Here is an 18,107-nt window from a genome sequence, read left to right on the forward strand (position 1 = left end):
TTAACTTTCCGTTCCTGCTAAGGCAGAGCCTTTTGTATATACAGGTAAAGTACCTTTTGTTTCATCGTAGTTACTCGGTACTACGAACTTGTCCCAGACATCAATAGAGTACTTTGCTATATTGACTTGGTTGCTTTGGTTTCCTCCTAACATGTACAAATGCCTACCATCAGGGCTCTTTCCCACGACAAAAGCAACATGCCCACCACCTTTTCTCGATTTAATCCCTAGAGCTCCATGTATAGGTTCTGAGATGTTTTTACCAAAACCCTTCCACTCCTTTGCTCGATAAGCTTCTTTTACTGGAGTGATTCCGTGTTGTTTAAAAACCCAAGCGGCAAACGAACCACACCAAGCATTTTGACCTCCAGAGTCATCAGTGCCCCAGAACTTAGATGCTGTAAAATACTCTAAAATCCTTGGATTGGCCTTAGTGCCTGAAACTTCTTTTTGTCCAATTTCTCCCAACGCTGTTTTCATCCAAGGCACTTTGGTTACTAGTTTTTGAGCATCATGAGGATCATTTTTCACTGAACTATAGGATGGTAATCCATTGAGCTTACGATGAGTTCTACCATTTACATCGATCCGACCATCTGGCTTTACCATATAAAGTAGCTTACGCTGACACACTTTTATTGCCTCTACTGTTTTCGACAAATGAGGACTCCGCCCTAACGAGCCATCAACAACCAACAGTCGGGTAAAACCTATTCTCTTTTGGTTATCATTTAAAAATTGTTGAACTGCTTTAACATCATTTTTCGAATTAGTGCCATTTATACCAACAGAGCCACGGATTTTTAATCCCATTCTCGTTACCTTTATAACTAATCATATAATTAAGAAAGTACGCTTTAGCGTGACAACAATAAAGATAAAATGTTGTTTTATACGATTAGCCATACGAGGGGAATTAGGTGTTGAAAATATAGATTACAAATAAACTCAGCTCATATCACTAAAAACACCTATTTATCACCTTTTGGTCACGCTTCAAAGCAGGACAGCCAAGATGTTTTAAACCATGCGTATTAATAGACGAAAAAATGTTTATAAATGAACACTTAAATTAACATAGTAAAACTATCAATTACTATTTAAAATTTAAATAACACTTCCTTTTTAAAGGCACTCTATAATTAAATTTATCAAACTTTAATTTTTATTAAATTAAGCTTTAATTTATTAATCTGACTATTTAACTAATTTCATTTCAGTTAATTGTACTTTTTGGCATGTTAGCGAGTGATGGCGGCGCCAATAACACCGACCCATTTTCAGAAGGAATAACGGACGATAACCAATGGATTGTGGAAGAACCACACATGATGATTATTACCCTAGACCAAGTGTTGCTCGACTATCTACCCATCGGTTCAAGTTATGATGGCCCATACGTGATGTGGAATGGTATGCCATACGCACACATTATTATTCCCGTTAGAGCGAGAAAATAAAAAGAAAAAATCCGATACTCAATATTTTGAATATCGGATTTTTATAGCGTTATCGAGCTAACCAAACTCTCGCTAGTATTCCTATCGGAGTGGTAACGCCAGTTGTGACGGAGGAAATTTCACCATTTCTTAAAATATAAATGGTTGGAGTCACGCTAATTTTCCATTCACGCATAATATAGCTTGAAGGATCGTTTATGTTTTCAAAACGATATTCTTTTGCCCTCATAAACTGCGCCACACGCTCATTCGGTCCCGACGATCCAGAAACGCCAACTACGGTGTAGTCATCACTCAGCCAGCTCACGCTTGGGCTTACAAATTTACAAGCGGGACACCAAGTCGCCCAAAAATAAACAACGACAGGTTGTTCATAACTTTGCGCGATTGCATCGAAGTATTCACCATCGCTCAATACGGAGCTCAATGGTGGAGCCTCCTGTTTAGGAATATCTTTGGTGCGATACCAATCCATCGCGATAGAAATAACGGTGACAATGAGCACCATCTGTACGATTTGAACGAGCCAATATCGGACTGTTCTACGCTGCTTTGTCGAACTCATTGAATGGATCCCCCACTCGCTTGTTTCACGGCGCTTAAAACAACATCATCAGTCAGAATCACGGGTAACGGGATACCTTGTGGCGCCGCCGGGCCATAGACGATGTTAAACGGCACACCGTAACGCCCATGAGCTCGTAAAAAGTCCGTTACCGAGCCGTCCGGATGTGTCCAATCCCCTTTTAACGTCGCCACATTAGGGCTTTGTAGCAATGAGTAGACAGGATCTTGCCAGATCACACCGATCTTGTTCGCTTTACACGTGACACACCAATCCGCAGTGACATCCACAAACACCACTCGCCCATTATTGACGTGATCTTCAATCGCCGAGTTAGAAAGCTTCTGCCACGCTAAGTCCTCAGGAAGCGGTGTCGCCCATTGGTCGGCAGTGACACTACCAAGTAACAGGCCACCAGCTATCAACACTAATGACGCAGTTCCGGATACAGCAAGCGCTTTCTCACCATACACTTTCTTAACTCTTGCCATCATTACAACAAAAGCAACCACAGCGATGAGTGCAATCCATAACATCGGTACATGATTTGCCATTAATGAAAGTAGCCAAACGCTGGTTGCCAACATCATTATGCCAAACACGATCTTAACGACATTCATCCATGGACCGGGCTTTGGTAGTTTTAGCGCGATACTTGGAAACACAGCGACTAAGATCCAAGGTAGTGCCATACCCAGTGCTAATGCTGTAAAGGTTGCAAATAACGTTAATACGTCCGCGCCCAAGGCAAAAGCAACGGCAGTGCCTAAAAACGGTGCGGAACAAGGTGTCGCAAGCAAAGTGGCGAACATACCTTGAACGTAGTGACCCACTAGAGAGTTATCACCTTTCGATGCGAGCCATGTATTGGTACCCGATGACAGACGGATTTCAAATAACCCCAACATATTGGCACCGAACAAAGCAGTGACTAGTACCATCAATCCTAGGAACCAAGGGCTTTGGAACTGCACGCCCCAACCGATCGCGTTACCTGTAAGCTTCAACACCAAAATGAATCCAGCTATCAGCCAGAACGAAGTGAGAATCCCCAGAGAAGAAGCGATAAACTGGGTACGAATTTGACGGCGCTCTACACCATGCGCAGCCACAATACTACTTAACTTCATCCCCAAAACCGGAAGAACGCAAGGCATAATGTTAAGAATTAAACCGCCGAGCAACGCGAATAGAAAAACACTCGTTAGAGACGTGCTCGGCAACGGTTCAACTATTGCCTCAGCAGTTGCTTGAGTGGTTTCTTCTGCTAGTAAATTGGTGTCTTTGATGGTCACAAACAGCGACTGACCATCTAACTCCACATCGCCCAGCCAAGTATCAACGATATAACTCGCGGTGACGATGTTTCCTTCTTGATGCATTCCTTCAAGCTTGAAGCTATAGTCTCGCGTTGCTTCATCGACACCATCTACCAACACTTGAGGATTTTGCCAACCTTGCGTGTTCTTTAGTTTGATTTGTAATTTGGATTGCGTCGCATCCCAGTTTGTTTGCGTGACCTCAACAAAAGGCGAAGGTTGAGGAACATTACTCACCGCTTGGGCGTAACTGAACATCACGTCTTCGTCCACTTTCAGCTCAGAAGGTAAGAACGTCAATTGGATTTGGTAGTCCGTCAGCACACAAATCGTCGTACAGGAAGAAAGCGTGAGCACTGCATCAATCGTGACGGGTTTCGACATATCGTCGATATGCAGCATCATTGGGAACAAAGTGTCGCCTTTGTAACCGAGAGTCTCAATGCCCAATAACTCGAACTTTTGCGGATATGGCCATTGCCAATCAACCTTGCTCAGGTTTTGCGAGTTTTGCCAATCTATCGATGGCGCGACACCACCCTCGCCCGGCGATCGCCAGTAAGTTTTCCAGTCTCCGGTTAACTTGACATCCAAATAACCTGTAAGTGTTTTGGCTTGCGGATCTTGTTGACCCGTTAGTACAAAGCGCGTTTGCACTGGAGGATGTTGTGGATTGGTCATCCAACCGGTATCGGTAGTTTGTGCTGAAATATTCAGAGAGAACAAACTCAAAGCCAGCGTCATAAAGAACATAGACGCGAACTGAGTCAGTTTGGTAATTTGATTCATAGTAATTCCTAATAATAAAAACAAATGTGCTAAATCGCTGACGTTATTGGTCAGAAAGCACGTTTTTATTCTTGGAACACACAGAAAGTCAGATGGACTCGATACTTACGGCCTATCGGTTCCGTCCAATGTTGCGCACCAATATAGGCACTGCACAACCAAATTGCCGAAGCAAAAAGACCGACAAACAGAACAACAATAAATACATCGAGTTGATGTTGAGAAAACTGAATTAACTTTTCAGACAATTCGCACTTGCTGGTTTCTTTAGTATCAATCGACTTGACGCTCGAACGCTCATCAGTAAGTGAAACCGCGGGCGCTTCCGTCTCATATTTCATAGAGCATGACGATGCAAAGCCTGAATTTTGCATCAGACACACAACGACCACCCAGCCAATAATCGCCAGTAGCCATTTTGCCCGCTTATGTGGCGTGTGATGTCGTTTAGTCAACAAACTCATAAGAATTCAGATAAAGTAAGAACGAAGAAGATAATACGCGAGTCGTCATAAAGCTCAAGTTGTATCCTCTAAATAGCCTTAAGAGGCTTCACTCGCTAAGCTTTAATCTAGCTTGCCATAAATATATGCCAACTCTGCGACGGTTTTTGCCGAGAACTTCTTCAATAGATTAGCTCGGTGTACTTCAACCGTTCGCATTGCTATGCAAAGTTCGTCAGCAATACGAATGTTGCGCTTTCCTTCAATAATCAAACGTAAAATGTCTTTTTCTCTAGGTGTGAGCGATTCATAAGCCGATTTAGCTGCTGCCATATCGAGGTTTGTGGCAGACTGCGCCTGTCCCTGCAAAATGGCTCGTGCCAGTTCATCGCCTTTGACTGGTTTTTGGAAGAAATTGACCGCCCCAGCTTGCAATGCATCGACCGCCATCGGAACATCACCATGCCCTGTCAGATAAATAACGGCTAACGGGCTGTTGGCTTTATTTAAAATTTGGTGCACTTGCTGACCACGAAAGTTGGGCATTCGGCTATCAAGGATCACGCATCCGGCTTGATGAATGTCCACTTTATCGAGAAAAGATTGCCCATCAGCAAAAGTCGTCACGTTGAAGTCATGCTCTTCCAACATAAAAGCGAGCGAGTCACGCACCGATTCATCATCATCGACTACAAAAACAGGTAGCTGCTTTTCACCGCTGCTCATTGAGTGCTCCTATGCCTAGTTCAGATTAGTTTTGATATGGAAGCACAAGCTCAACCAAACAACCATGTGGTGCTGTCGAGCTGATGACAAACTCGCCACCATGCATTTCCATCACATCGCGACAAATGGCTAACCCTAGCCCAAGCCCTTCTTCTTTGCTACTCACAAACGCTTGAGTCGGATTCTCTTGCTGCAACCCTGTACCATTGTCTAACACTCGAATAGAGAGTTGACTGATTTGGTAATCGCAATGCAGGGCAATTTTACCTTGATAACCTGATGAGTGATATTTCTCTTGGAACAAAGTACACGCATCAATCGCGTTGCTGATCACATTAACTAAAACCTGTTGTACGCCAACTGCATCGACAAGTAACGGACGAATGTTCCCTTCTGTACTGGCCACAATAGAAATGTTTTGCTTCTGCATTCTAAAATGGAGCAACTCAATCGTGTCATCAATAAGTACTTGAAGATCACACGACGTTTTGTCGACACTGCGCTTACGAATCAACGTTCTTAATCGCTGAATAATTGCATCGGCTCTTTCAACTTGGCCCTGTATTTTCTCAAGCACAGGGACAATATCTTCATGTGGGCGTTTTTTGGCCAAGCGAAGTAAACCGCCTTCACTATAATTGCGAATGGCTGCCAATGGCTGATTGAGCTCATGGGCAAGACTGGTGCCGATTTCACCGACAATCGCGACTCTTTGTGAATGCTCTAACTGTTCACTTTTCTCTTTTAAACGTAACGATGTCTGCTCCAACGCTTGCTTGCTCTTGCTAAATCGATACTCAAGCCAAAAGTGGTAAGCGTTCAATACAATCACAAAAATGAACAGCGCCCACGCCCATTCCTGATGACTACGCAGCCAGCGCAATGCTTCTTGCCACCAAGGCTGCTGCAACGGATGGAGGTCTAGCGCCTGATAAAGTTTGTCGATGCTCAGCAAGCTGACGGGTGACGTCCAACCTGACGCGCCTGCCGCAATAACCGCAGGGTGTTCAGGTGGCATCGCTAACAATACTTGCGCAATCTGTTTGGCAATCTGAGCTGAGCCGCGCTCTGTTTTGGCAAATGACCAGTTAGGATAAAGCGGTGTGGAAACAGCGCATAACGAGCGCTCGTTCGGCTGTTGATTTAAAACTCGGTAATTACCCGGTTGTAAAAGCCCTTCACTTAACATCTGTTCCAATAAACAAGCAGGGACGACGGCCGCTTCCACATTGCCATCACGTAATTGATACAGGTTGGCATCAATAGGAAAACCAAGATAGCGGACATCGGAAAAGAAATCGTTTGGATTAAGCCCCATTTTGACTATTTGATAGCGCATCGTTAGATAACCACCAAAGGCTTTTTCTGATACCGCCGCAACGGGACGTCCTGAGACATCTTGCACCGTTTGATAACTTGAATTGGCTCGAACCACAAGCGCCGAACCAATTCCGTAATTCGAGTTTTGTGGTGCTCTGCTGGTTAGCGTTGCCATCCACGACAGCGCGTATTGCCTGCCCAACCGCACTGCTTGACCTGGGTTGGTTAAGATGAAATCCATGGTCTGAAACTTCACCGCTTCGCCCATTTCATCCAAGTTAAGGGGATGAAGAACAAAATGCACATCGGAAATTTGCTGATTGAGCCAATCAATGGTCGGTTGCCATCTCTGCTCGGCATAAAGATGACCACGTATCGCTAACACGCCCACTTCGACTTTTTTCTTGGCCTGTGGCTGCTCTGCTTTTTGCTCTTGCATTCCTTGCAGATCTGCTTGTTCAGAAACTGCGCCGTGAGCCAAAGATGCAAAGGCAACTAAGCAAAGAATCCAAAGCTGAAGCAACCGTGGCGTTTTGTTCATGATGAGTAGAATCGTTCCTTCGAAAGTAATGGAGCAAGAATAACAGCTACCCTTGGTAAACCACATTTGTTTTAGATCAAGTTTGATCTGGGTATGTGGAAATCCACAATATAAGCCTCGCAGTGCATTTCTCACAATGGAATCAGTCAATTCAAATACAACAAAAAAAGCAGGTGAGTTATGGATTCCACCAAACGTCGCTTTCTCAGCGCGGTCACAGCCGGAGCCGCGTTAATTCCAGTCGCTGGCATTGGCACGGCAACTGCGGGAAACATTATTCGAAATAACCAGTCCGCTGACCGAAAAGGACAAGTCGGGAAGCGTTATGCCATGGTGATAGATTTGCGTAAATGTGTCGGATGCCAGGCTTGCACTGTGGGTTGCAGCATCGAGAACCAAGCGCCAATCGGTCAGTTCCGAACCACCGTAAAGCAATACGAAGTTACGTTAGATGATGGCTCTACAGCCACGCGAGAAGCAAAAGCCTTTATGCTACCGCGCCTGTGTAACCACTGCGACAACCCACCTTGCGTGGCAGTGTGTCCGGTTCAAGCAACCTTTCAGCGCAAAGATGGCATTGTCATGGTGGATAACAGCCGCTGCGTCGCCTGCGCGTACTGCGTACAAGCTTGCCCTTACGATGCTCGCTTTATCAATGAAGACACCCTCACCGCAGATAAATGTACCTTCTGTGCTCACCGTCTAGAACAAGGTCTATTGCCTGCCTGCGTGGAAACCTGTGTTGGCGGTGCACGTGTAATTGGTGATTTGAATGATCCATCAAGCGAAGTCCGCCGCTTAATTGCGAAGCACCAAGACGATATCAAAGTGCTAAAACCCAATGAAGGCACCAAGCCACACGTGTTTTACATCGGCATGGATGAACGCTTCACCAGCCACATCGACGGACAACCTGCTATTTACGACCCACAGGGAGAGCGCGCATGAACATCACCGAAGTGTTAGTCCAACCTCAAGCAATGGCTTGGCTCCCGTGGGCAGTGCAGTATTTCTTCTACATCGGCTCAGCTTATGCGGCTGCTGTTTTATTCCTAATCGCCCTATTATTTGAAAAACACACCAGTCACAGACTGCGCGCTGCGCTTGTTCTGACGCTGGCCATCGGCGCCATCGTGGGGCCATTAGCGTTAACTGGCGACCTTCACCAACCGGGACGCGCATGGCATTTCTACGCACACATCACTCCGTGGTCATGGATGTCTTTAGGGTCGCTTTTCTTGCCTGTTTTCTCAGGTTTAGCGGTAGTGACTGCATGGCTGTATCTCCGCGAGGATCTGATCAACTTACGTAATCAGCCAGGGAAAGTACTGCCTCTAATTTCAAAGCTGTCACTGGGTGACTGGGCGCTCTCTCGTAGAGTCATGCTTATGGTGTCTGCCATCACGGTGCTATCAGGCATCACCATTGCAGTCTACACAGGCGCTGAAATTGCGGTCGTTAAATCGCGCTCTTTATGGCACCAACCCGCGTCACCAATTCTTTGGTTTGTCACTGCATTTATGAGCGCGGTCGGATTTTCTCTGCTGATTTGGTTACTGCTGCCTAGTCAGTCAAAGACGCTGACATCTGGCGATACTAATTTACTTAAAAAATCAGTGGTTACCAGCGGTGTATTAACGCTGATACTGCTACCGATTTGGGCATCCAACAATTCCGCATTTTCGCTCTATTCTAGCGAACAATGGATGCACAACATTGCCCTGCTCACTTTTGTCGTTTTAGGTTGTGTTTTGCTCGCTTTCATCTTCTTGCGCGATACCAAAAAGTCCGCATCAGCCAGATTTCGTCACGTCATAGGGCTCAGTTTTGTGTCTGCTGCCGCACTGGAAAGTGCATGGCTGATTCGCTGGTTTACCATCATGGAAGTGCAAACCATCGCCAAGTTCGATGCAGGGCTGTATCCATACCAACTCACTATGGATGGAAATGGCTGGATAGGCATTATCGGCATGCTCGGATTATGGCTTGCACTGGCACTGCTCGGTTCGGAGCTGGTTCAGCCAAAACAAAAGATCGAAGTAAAAGCCTCATCACCCACCTTAACTGAACGCTAATCAAAGGGGATTTCATCATGGATAACAAACGCCGTCAGTTTTTGAAATCAGGCATTGCAGTGGGTGGGCTTGGCGCATTCGCTGCGGGTTACGCCACCACCACCAAACACATGGTCGAGGGTGCGCTCGAAGGCACTGCGGGAGAAAAAACGCGTGATATTCACCACGGTAACTCGCTTGAACCAGAGTACACGGTCAACAGCAAAGGCAACCTAATCCCTAATCCAAATCAGCGCGTTGCACCATCGATGTGCTTTGGTTGTTGGTCACTGTGCGGATTGCGTGTACGCATTGATAACCGCAACGACGAGATTTTGCGTATTACTGGCAACCCATATCACCCACTCTCTCATCAGCAACACATTCCGTTCGAAACGCCAGTCAAAGGTGCTTATTTAAGTTTGGCAGGAGAAGCGGGCCTTGACGGTCGTTCAACAGCATGCGCACGTGGCAATGGGATGCTAGAAATTCGCAACAGCCCGTACCGCATTACTCAGCCACTGAAACGAGTTGGAAAACGCGGCGAAGGAAAATGGATTCCGATCAGTTACGAACAACTGATAGAAGAAGTCGTCGAGGGCGGTGATTTATTTGGTGAAGGTCATGTGGATGGCTTACGCGACATTCGCGATTTAACAACGCCCGTTGATCCTGAAAACCCAGAATATGGACCGAAAGCCAACCAACTGTTAATGACCAACGCCGGTAACGAAGGCCGAGACGACATATTCAAACGCTTCGCGTTCAACAGCTATGGTACGCGTAACTTTGGGCATCATGGCTCTTACTGCGGCTACGCATTTCGTGCTGGCAGCGGCGCATTCATGAACGATTTAGATAAGAACGCGCACTTGAAGCCAGACTTTGATAACGCGGAATACATCATCTTCATCGGTATGTCACCAGCTCAAGCGGGTAACCCTTTTAAGCGTCAGGCGCGCCAACTCGCCAATGCGCGAACAGAAGGTAGCTTGGAATACACCATCATCACACCAAGTTTGCCTGCTGGTTCATCGAGCTTGGCTGCCGGTGACAACAACCGCTGGGTACCAATCAAACCGGGTACCGATTCTGCCCTCGTGCTTGGCATGATCCAGTGGATCATCGAAAACCAACGCTACAACAAAACCTTCTTGGCGCAGCCGGGGGCAAACGCGATGAAGCGAGCCGGCACCGCGCACTGGTGTAATGCTACGCATCTCGTGATAAGCGATAATCAGCACCCGAGAAACGGCACGTTTTTACGCGCGTCGGACTTGAATCTGCCATTCGAGGGCGAAGCGTTGTCTGACTCCGACCCATACGTCATCGTGGATGAGCAAAGCGGCGAATTTGGTGTTCATACCCAAGAAGAGGAAGCGGCACTGTTTGTCGATAAAACGGTTTCGCTTGCATCGGGCGAAGTGCGCGTAAAATCGTCTCTACAAAGACTCAAAGAAGAGGCGTTCAAATACAGCCTTGCGTTCTACAGCCAACAATGTGAAATCCCTGTCGAACAAATTGTTGAACTAGCAAAGCGCTTCACCAGTCACGGAACAAAAGCGGTGGTCGATACCCACGGTGGCAACATGCACACCAATGGGTTCTATAACTCGTTTACCATCATGATGCTCAATGCGTTGATTGGTAACATAAATATGAAAGGCGGCGCGATGGCCAAAGCGGGTGGCTACCCAACTTCCGCTGCGGGTCCTCGTTACGACTTCACCAAATTTGCTGGCAAAGTCGGCCCGAAAGGCGTCTTTTTGTCGCGCAGTAAATTCCCCTACCACAAAACAAGCGAATACAAACGTCGCGTTGAGGCTGGTGAATCCCCTTATCCAACTCGCGCGCCTTGGTATCCGTTTGCCGCGCCACTGCTGACAGAGCACCTATCTGCGGCTATTGATGGTTATCCATACCGCGTTAAAGCGTGGATCAATCACATGGCGAACCCAATGTATGGTGTACCCGGTTTGAAAGCGCTGCTGGAAGACAAGCTTAAAGATCCAAAAAAACTCGGTTTGATTGTGTCTGTTGATGCGTTCATTAACGAAACCACCGCATTGTCGGACTATATTGTGCCGGACACGGTCACCTACGAAAGCTGGGGTATGGCAACGCCTTGGCACGACGTTCCGGTGAAAACCGTCACCGCTCGTTGGCCGATTGTGGGCGCGCGAACAGAGAAAACCGCCGATGGTCGTTCAATTTGCTTAGAAAACTTTTTGATTGATGTCGCCAAGAAAATGCAACTGGGCGGCTTTGGTGACAACGCGATTCAAGATGCGCAAGGGAATTGGCACGCTCTCCACAGCGCTGAAGATTTCTACTTACGTTCCGCGGCAAACTTGGCTTATGTGAAAGGCGGGGTGCCTGAAGTTTCGGCAGAAGACATTGCGTGGTCCGGCCTAGAGCGTTTAATGCCAGCCATGCAGAAGACGCTGACAGCGGATGAGATGAAACGTGTGGCGTTTATTTTTGCTCGCGGTGGACGTTTTGAAAATGCAACCGAAGCGTATCAAGGTGAGCAAATGAAGCACAAATGGACACGACCTGTCGCGATATGGAATGAACGTGTCGGCAGCGCAAGAAACACCATGACCGGTGATTTCTACACGGGTTGCCCAACATGGCATCCACAAAAACTGGCCGATGGCACATCAATGGAAGACCAGTTCCCAAGCTCAGAATGGCCTTTCAGCCTGACGAACTTTAAATCCAACATTCACAGTGCGGTATCCAATCTATCGCCAAGGTTGAACTCGATTAAAGGCGTAAACCCAGTGTACATCCATCCAATCGATGCCGAGTGCGCAGGCATTAAAACGGGTGATGAGTTTGTTATCGAGACACCATCTGCAAGCACCAAAGCACTTGCGATGATAGTCAGCGGGATTCGCCCTGGCACACTCGGATTTGAACATGGGTTTGGCCATACCGAGCTAGGACAACGCTCGCACTGGATCGGCGATAAGCAACAACCCGTAAAAACGCGCAGCCAAGATGGCGTCAATATTAACGACATTGGCTTAATTGACCCTACTCGAGAAGGCAAAGGCGTGTTGTTGGATTGGGTAGTGGGCGCGGCGGCACGTCAGTCCCTGCCAGCCAAAATCCGCAAAGCGTAACGCCGCACGTTAAGACGTCTCTACCACTTAGAGCTGCCGATTTGTGCAGCTCTTCACCACTTTGTTTTTATCGCTTATAGAACAACCAATAAAAACAAATACGGCCATTTACACTTATTAAATATGTGGAAATCCACAATACCTTTCATTATTGACAAGGCCGACAATATCGTCCATGTGACTACCAAGTAGCACTTAGACATATTAATAAAAATTAAAGTGAGTCAGCATGTCAAAAATTCTTCCAGTGGTGGTGGCCTGTTTGTTAGCAACCACTATGGGCGCAAGCGCCTCGTCTATTCCGGAAAAAGCCAGCGTATGTAGCGGTTGTCACGGCCAAGATGGCATGGGACAGCCAAATATCGCGCCGATGATCGCTGGTTTAAACGCGAATTATCTCAACACTCAAATCGAACTATTCCTTAGTGGCGAACGCCAAAATGTGGTCATGCAAGGCATGGCGAAGGAACTCAGCGATCCCGCAGACCGTAAGGAAGTTATGGAGTACTTTGCTAACCTCCCGAGCTATGAGTTCACGAATCCAGAACAACGCGGCGACCAAGCTGATATTCGTAACCCGTATCGTAAATTAATTTTCCAAGGCGATTGGGATAGAAATATTCCAGCTTGCGCAACTTGTCATGGAGCCAGCGGTATGGGCGTCGACAAGTTCCCTCGCCTCGCAAGCCAACATGCTGATTACTTAAAAACGCAATTGATGGCATGGAAAAACGGCACTCGCAGTGGCGACCCGCTCAATATGATGGGGACCATCGCAAAAAATCTCACTGACAAAGAGATCGAAAATCTTGCTTACTACTTTGCCTCATTACGTTACTAGGAGCAGTCATGAAACGTTTCTATTCTTTGTTCGCACTGCCTTTCATTTCTACGCTCGTACTAGCTAGCGATCCATTACCGGACCGCCAGAAAGAGCTACCTGCGATAGAAAAAGAAAATCACGGTGAATACTTAAAACCGCGTGATCTCAGCACAATCCCAAACACCGCATTTGGTGAGCAAGTAAAACGCGGTTACTCGCTCTTTGTTAACTCACAACAAATGCGCGGAAAATACGTTGGCAACGAACAAAACTGTGTGAACTGCCATATGGAGGCAGGACGAAAAGCAAACGCTGCGCCACTGTGGGCAGCTTACATGGCATACCCTGCATATCGTAAGAAAAACGATCGCGTAAACAGCTATGCTGACCGTATCCAAGGTTGTTTCGAGTATTCCATGAACGGTAAAGCGCCCGCTTACGATTCGACAGAAATTGTTGCCCTTAGTGCTTACGCCTACTGGTTAGCGATGGGCGGCTTGCTTGACAAACATGGTATGGCGGATGAACCCATTCCAGAACTAGACGCAAAAACGTTGCAAATTGGTGGAAAAGCAAAAGACTTCCCGTTGCCCGAAGCCATCGCACAAGCATTACCAATTGAAAAGCGGGGTAATCTCTCTGGGCGTGGCTACCCAAAAATCGCCGCCCCTGAGCAAGAACCATCAATAGAGCGAGGCGCATTGGTCTACGAAAAGAACTGTGAAACTTGCCATCGCGCCGACGGTTCAGGCATCAAAGACACCAACGACCATTCATACATTCCACCACTTTGGGGCGAATATGCGTATAACTGGGGCGCAGGTATGCACCGGATTAACACTGCAGCCTATTTTATTTACGAAAACATGCCGCTTGGGAAAAGTGTGCAGCTGACAGAGCAAGAAGCTTGGGATGTCGCAGCATACGTCAACAGCCATGAGCGTCCACAAGATCCTCGATTCAAAGGCAATGTCACCGCAAACGCGGAGAAATATCACCAGCACCAAGGCTATTACGGCAAAACGCTCAACGGTACGCAAGTCGGGGCCAATGCCTTTAAGAGCGGAACGGTCAAATAAAGTACAACTAACCACTTTAAATAAAATACTCTTTTCCCTGCTCAGATTATCTGGGCAGGATTACTTACCCTTAAAAACAAGTAATTACCCCTCCACAGACAAGCAATATCACATTATTTTCGACTTCCAACATACTCATCTTCGCCGTAAAATCTTGTACCAAACGCGACTTCGTTTATGTCTTAGATCTCCCATATGCTCTAATGCCAAAAGTAAGAAACTCGTAAACTCCTGAATCAAAACAAGCGTGCCTAGTGAAAAAAGAGTATTCTTAAAGCAAATGAATCTAAAACCTACCCGATGAGTATTCAACCTAATTCCCGTCAGTTAATTTCATGCGAAGAGTGCGGCCTTGTTGTTCGCATTCCCGATATCGAACAGGGGCAAAAAGCACAATGTCCTCGATGTTCGCATTCGCTGACTAAAGTGAATGCCAAGCCTTACCAAAGCGTGATCGCCATATCATCGGCATGTTTGATCATGTTAGTGCTAAGCATTTCTTTCCCTTTTATGTCGTTCAGCGTGCAAGGGTTGTCGCAAGAAATCACCTTGTTGCACGCTGCAAAAATGCTGGCTGAGTTTCAAAATGTGCTTTTGGGTGTGCTGTTACTCGCAACAGTTATCGTTTTACCTGCAATCTATGTTGGCCTCATTCTCTTTCTTCACCTTGAAGCATTAAAAGCACGTAAACATACCCCCTCTAAAAAGCAGCAACGAATGGCAAAAGTTTTATGCCGTCTTCTGTTTCGAGTCGAACCCTGGTTAATGGTGGATGTCTTTTTGATTGGCGTGTTGGTCAGCTTAATTAAAATCGCTTCCCTCGCAGACATAGGAATGGGCACTTCATTCTGGGCGTTTTGTGTATATACCGTTCTGGTAGTCAAATGCATATCAATGGTCGACAAAAGCTGGCTCTGGGGACACTTTATTCCAGCTATCGAGCTATCTGATGTAAAAGAGGGTGATACGCACCATAACCACAACCATATTGGTTGTCATACGTGTCACCAGCTCAACCCTATTGAAGCTAAAAAACACCAACACTGCATTCGTTGTAAAAGCCCTATTCACAAATACAACCCCGCAGACAATTTACAAAAAGCTTGGGCGCTTTTGTTTGCTTCAGTCATTTTCTATATCCCTGCGAACCTCTACCCTATGATGTACACCGTAAGTCTTGGACATGCAGAAGGTTCAACTATCATGGAGGGGGTAATATTGCTTTGGCATTTAGGTTCTTACCCTATTGCGATGGTAATTTTCTTTGCTAGCGTATTTATTCCAATGGCGAAAATGCTGGCACTCGCGTGGTTGTATTACAATGCGCAAAAAGCGCGATATCTTCCGCACGAAGAGAGTATTTCACGCTTAAAGATCTACCGTATAACTGAGTTTATTGGCCGTTGGTCCATGATCGATATCTTCGTCGTCGCGATCTTAGTTGCACTGGTTCAGCTGCAAAACTTAATGGCGATTTATCCAGGTCCTGCTGCGCTCTCTTTCGCGGCAGTGGTCATTTTTACTATGCTTTCTGCAATGATATTTGACTCACGTTTGTTGTGGCAATTGCCACAAAACGAAGTGCAGGAGCCGATTTCTGACAACTTAAACGAGAAAGCCAAATATGAGTGATGAGAACAACGTAACCGCTCAAATAAAACCGCAAAAGCAGATTTCTGCGATATGGATTGTCCCGATCCTTGCGCTAGCCATGGGAGCGTGGATGCTGTTCCAATATATCAACAGTACAGGCCCACAAATTACTCTCCAACTGCCAACCGCAGATGGGATTGAGGTTGGCAAAACCGAAATCCGAGCATTGAATGTAAAAGTCGGACTGATTACTGAAGTCACTCTCAGTGAAAATTACGATCACATCATCGCTAAGGCACAAATGAACAAGGATGCAGAACGCATGCTGCGAGATGACACCATGTTTTGGGTTGTGAAGCCTCGTATTGGCCGTGATGGCGTTTCAGGTTTAGAGACCTTGCTCTCTGGCGCTTATATCCAACTTCAGCCGGGTAAATCTAAGATAGAGAAAGAGCGCTTTACGGTCTTAGATGTTCCCCCAGTCGCCTCTCCTGATGCAGAGGGGTTACGCCTTGTGTTAACACACCGCGAGGCTGGTAAGCTAGGCGTTGGTGACCCCGTCATTTATAAAGGCTTTACGGTTGGTCGTGTAGAGAAAACCAGCTTTGATGTTGACACTCGCAAAGCGTTATACCAACTCTTTATTTTCAAGCCTTATGACAGCTTAGTGCGCACTCGTACCAAGTTCTGGCTGAATTCTGGCGTAGATTTACAGCTCAACGCTGAAGGGTTCGAAGTCAAGTTTGGCTCATTAGAGAGCATGCTAACGGGTGGTGTTACCTTCGATACCGTTCCAGGTCTTGAATCCGGTGAACAGCTCACTGAAAATATGGTCAACTTCCGCTTGTACGATGATATTAAACAACTTCGAGAAGGCATGTACGATGATTATATTGAATTCGTTATGCTTTTTGATGAATCGGTACGAGGACTTAAACGTAAGGCACCTGTCGAATATCGAGGCTTGAGAATTGGTACTGTGATGCGTGTACCAATGCGACTTCCAACCCCAGAAGAGAACTTTTCTGCGAAAAAAATCCCTGTATTGGTACGAATCGAGCTCGGCCGTGTTTATGGCGATTTCCAATCCCAATCTTTACCAATGTTAAAAGATAAATTGAAGAGTGAGTTTGCTAAAGGCCTACGTGGTACTTTAAAAACAGGTAACTTATTAACAGGCGCACTGTATGTTGACGCCGACTTCTATCCAAACGACGAGCCTTACGTACCGAGTAAGTTTGCTGATTTAGATGTTTTCCCAACCATGCGTGGTGGTTTTGCGCAGGTTCAGCGCCAAGTGAACGACTTCCTAAATAAGATTAATAACTTACCAATGGAAGAAACACTAGACTCTCTCAATTCAACGTTAAAAACGTCCGAAAAAACGTTAGCTTCAGCAGAACGCGTGGCGGACAGTATTGATAAACTTTTGAATCAAAAAGAGACGCAAGAGATCCCAACAGATATTCGCCAAAGCTTACAGCAATTACAAAAAACACTCGATGGTTATGGGCCCAACTCAACCATGTACAGCGAAATGGAAGCCACGCTAAAAGAATTAGAAAGCGTGATGACAGAGTTTAAACCCGTACTTAAACAGCTAAACGAAAAGCCAAACTCTCTTGTGTTTGGAGAAGATGAAATCAGTGACCCAATACCAGTTAAAGGCCAAAACTAATGAAACGAGTATTCTTTCTGTCTATCGCGCTATTTGTCGGTCTAACGGGTTGCAGTAGCGCTCCGCAAACTAAAGGAGCTATGTACCTTCTACCTAAGGTGGAACCAGTGACGCTGAGCTCTTCTGATATCGCTCAGCGCCCAACTTTAGTTGTTCGTCCAGTGACATTGGCGAGTTATTTGAATGATAGTGGCATTGTTTATCGAACCTCTGAGACCCAAGTTATTCAGGCGAAACACAATCAATGGGCGCACAGTATTTCTGAGCAAATCACTCAGAGAGTCGTCGCGGAGCTGCGTCACAAGCAAAGTCATTACTGGCCGGCTGAAATGAATAATCTGTTGGATCAAAGCGGTGAAGCCAAACTCCAGCTTACGTTAAATAAATTTAATGGCAGCTACAAAGGTAATATCGAAATTGAGGGGGAATGGTTACTCATTAATGCCGAAGGTAAGGTAGAAAACAGCGCGCCAATACAAATCTCACAGCCGCTTCAAGATGAGGGCTATGAAGCGCTCGTCAACGCTTTATCCATAGGCTTAGAAAGCCTAACCTCAGACATTGCCAAACAACTCTAAATCAATGT

Annotated in this window: 15 protein-coding genes; 9 read left to right on the plus strand and 6 right to left on the minus strand. The window is 46.2% G+C overall.

Annotated features, from left to right (window positions below):
- Complete coding sequence (locus tag R7F67_RS10495; RefSeq protein WP_017821644.1) at positions 1-813, minus strand: TIGR02594 family protein; 813 nt, start codon at positions 811-813, stop codon at positions 1-3.
- A 425-nt stretch (positions 814-1,238) separates the two neighbouring features.
- Between R7F67_RS10495 and R7F67_RS10500 the strand changes: the two genes are divergently transcribed.
- Positions 1,239-1,460: a hypothetical protein gene (locus R7F67_RS10500; RefSeq protein WP_017633882.1), complete on the plus strand. Its 222-nt coding sequence runs from the start codon at positions 1,239-1,241 to the stop codon at positions 1,458-1,460.
- 49 nt (positions 1,461-1,509) lie between these two features.
- On the opposite strand, the gene R7F67_RS10505 is transcribed toward R7F67_RS10500, so the two are convergent.
- The 5 genes from R7F67_RS10505 to R7F67_RS10525 all read right to left on the minus strand — a co-directional run bounded on the left by R7F67_RS10505 (position 1,510) and on the right by R7F67_RS10525 (position 7,163).
- Positions 1,510-2,025, minus strand: coding sequence for a protein disulfide oxidoreductase (locus tag R7F67_RS10505; protein ID WP_318057173.1), 516 nt, complete (start codon positions 2,023-2,025; stop codon positions 1,510-1,512).
- Positions 2,022-4,133 (minus strand): protein-disulfide reductase DsbD family protein, encoded by a 2,112-nt coding sequence (locus R7F67_RS10510; protein WP_262644917.1) that lies wholly within the window; start codon positions 4,131-4,133, stop codon positions 2,022-2,024. The genes R7F67_RS10505 and R7F67_RS10510 overlap by 4 nt, the downstream gene beginning before the upstream one ends.
- Positions 4,134-4,198: 65 nt before the next feature.
- A complete protein-coding gene (locus R7F67_RS10515) occupies positions 4,199-4,597 on the minus strand; it encodes a hypothetical protein (protein WP_262644916.1) in 399 nt (132 codons plus the stop codon).
- 102 nt (positions 4,598-4,699) lie between these two features.
- Positions 4,700-5,302 carry a response regulator transcription factor gene (locus R7F67_RS10520; RefSeq protein WP_318057174.1) on the minus strand — a complete coding sequence of 201 codons (603 nt, stop codon included), beginning with the start codon at positions 5,300-5,302 and terminating at the stop codon, positions 4,700-4,702.
- A 25-nt stretch (positions 5,303-5,327) separates the two neighbouring features.
- Positions 5,328-7,163 carry a sensor histidine kinase gene (locus R7F67_RS10525; RefSeq protein WP_170893505.1) on the minus strand — a complete coding sequence of 612 codons (1,836 nt, stop codon included), beginning with the start codon at positions 7,161-7,163 and terminating at the stop codon, positions 5,328-5,330.
- Between the two features lie 180 nt (positions 7,164-7,343).
- Here R7F67_RS10525 and dsrO point away from each other — a divergent pair, with 180 nt between their 5' ends.
- The 8 genes from dsrO (at position 7,344) to R7F67_RS10565 (ending at position 18,099) form a co-directional block, all read left to right on the plus strand.
- Entirely contained in the window at positions 7,344-8,111 is a 768-nt protein-coding gene (gene dsrO, locus R7F67_RS10530) for a sulfate reduction electron transfer complex DsrMKJOP subunit DsrO (RefSeq protein ID WP_017821650.1), read from the plus strand.
- Positions 8,108-9,238, plus strand: a complete 1,131-nt coding sequence (nrfD, locus tag R7F67_RS10535; protein ID WP_170893507.1) for an NrfD/PsrC family molybdoenzyme membrane anchor subunit — start codon at positions 8,108-8,110, stop codon at positions 9,236-9,238. Before dsrO ends, nrfD begins: the two co-directional genes overlap by 4 nt.
- Positions 9,239-9,255: 17 nt before the next feature.
- Positions 9,256-12,348, plus strand: coding sequence for a tetrathionate reductase subunit A (locus R7F67_RS10540; RefSeq protein WP_017821652.1), 3,093 nt, complete (start codon positions 9,256-9,258; stop codon positions 12,346-12,348).
- A gap of 277 nt (positions 12,349-12,625) precedes the next feature.
- Positions 12,626-13,189, plus strand: a complete 564-nt coding sequence (locus R7F67_RS10545; protein ID WP_370687796.1) for a c-type cytochrome — start codon at positions 12,626-12,628, stop codon at positions 13,187-13,189.
- A gap of 8 nt (positions 13,190-13,197) precedes the next feature.
- Positions 13,198-14,250, plus strand: coding sequence for a c-type cytochrome (locus R7F67_RS10550; RefSeq protein WP_054577655.1), 1,053 nt, complete (start codon positions 13,198-13,200; stop codon positions 14,248-14,250).
- Between the two features lie 300 nt (positions 14,251-14,550).
- The gene (locus R7F67_RS10555; protein ID WP_025767235.1) at positions 14,551-15,882 is read left to right on the plus strand and encodes a paraquat-inducible protein A; all 1,332 of its coding nucleotides are present in this window, start codon (positions 14,551-14,553) and stop codon (positions 15,880-15,882) included.
- Positions 15,875-17,521, plus strand: coding sequence for an intermembrane transport protein PqiB (gene pqiB, locus R7F67_RS10560; RefSeq protein ID WP_005376682.1), 1,647 nt, complete (start codon positions 15,875-15,877; stop codon positions 17,519-17,521). Before R7F67_RS10555 ends, pqiB begins: the two co-directional genes overlap by 8 nt.
- Positions 17,521-18,099 carry a membrane integrity-associated transporter subunit PqiC gene (locus R7F67_RS10565; protein WP_158156711.1) on the plus strand — a complete coding sequence of 193 codons (579 nt, stop codon included), beginning with the start codon at positions 17,521-17,523 and terminating at the stop codon, positions 18,097-18,099. The genes pqiB and R7F67_RS10565 overlap by 1 nt, the downstream gene beginning before the upstream one ends.
- Positions 18,100-18,107: the final 8 nt, after the last annotated feature.

It is taken from the genome of Vibrio sp. YT-17 (genome assembly GCF_033337375.1).
GTDB classification, from domain to species: domain Bacteria; phylum Pseudomonadota; class Gammaproteobacteria; order Enterobacterales; family Vibrionaceae; genus Vibrio; species Vibrio alginolyticus.

Excerpts from the sequence above, each read along its gene's own strand:
- R7F67_RS10550 (WP_054577655.1), top strand. The coding sequence starts at position 13,198 with ATGAAACGTTTCTATTCTTTGTTCGCACTGCCTTTCATTTCTACGCTC.
- R7F67_RS10565 (WP_158156711.1), top strand. The coding sequence starts at position 17,521 with ATGAAACGAGTATTCTTTCTGTCTATCGCGCTATTTGTCGGTCTAACG.
- R7F67_RS10505 (WP_318057173.1), bottom strand. The coding sequence starts at position 2,025 with ATGAGTTCGACAAAGCAGCGTAGAACAGTCCGATATTGGCTCGTTCAA.
- R7F67_RS10540 (WP_017821652.1), top strand. The coding sequence starts at position 9,256 with ATGGATAACAAACGCCGTCAGTTTTTGAAATCAGGCATTGCAGTGGGT.
- nrfD (WP_170893507.1), top strand. The coding sequence starts at position 8,108 with ATGAACATCACCGAAGTGTTAGTCCAACCTCAAGCAATGGCTTGGCTC.
- R7F67_RS10500 (WP_017633882.1), top strand. The coding sequence starts at position 1,239 with ATGTTAGCGAGTGATGGCGGCGCCAATAACACCGACCCATTTTCAGAA.
- R7F67_RS10515 (WP_262644916.1), bottom strand. The coding sequence starts at position 4,597 with ATGAGTTTGTTGACTAAACGACATCACACGCCACATAAGCGGGCAAAA.
- R7F67_RS10520 (WP_318057174.1), bottom strand. The coding sequence starts at position 5,302 with ATGAGCAGCGGTGAAAAGCAGCTACCTGTTTTTGTAGTCGATGATGAT.
- R7F67_RS10525 (WP_170893505.1), bottom strand. The coding sequence starts at position 7,163 with ATGAACAAAACGCCACGGTTGCTTCAGCTTTGGATTCTTTGCTTAGTT.
- pqiB (WP_005376682.1), top strand. The coding sequence starts at position 15,875 with ATGAGTGATGAGAACAACGTAACCGCTCAAATAAAACCGCAAAAGCAG.
- R7F67_RS10545 (WP_370687796.1), top strand. The coding sequence starts at position 12,626 with ATGGGCGCAAGCGCCTCGTCTATTCCGGAAAAAGCCAGCGTATGTAGC.
- R7F67_RS10495 (WP_017821644.1), bottom strand. The coding sequence starts at position 813 with ATGGGATTAAAAATCCGTGGCTCTGTTGGTATAAATGGCACTAATTCG.
- R7F67_RS10510 (WP_262644917.1), bottom strand. The coding sequence starts at position 4,133 with ATGAATCAAATTACCAAACTGACTCAGTTCGCGTCTATGTTCTTTATG.
- R7F67_RS10555 (WP_025767235.1), top strand. The coding sequence starts at position 14,551 with ATGAGTATTCAACCTAATTCCCGTCAGTTAATTTCATGCGAAGAGTGC.
- dsrO (WP_017821650.1), top strand. The coding sequence starts at position 7,344 with ATGGATTCCACCAAACGTCGCTTTCTCAGCGCGGTCACAGCCGGAGCC.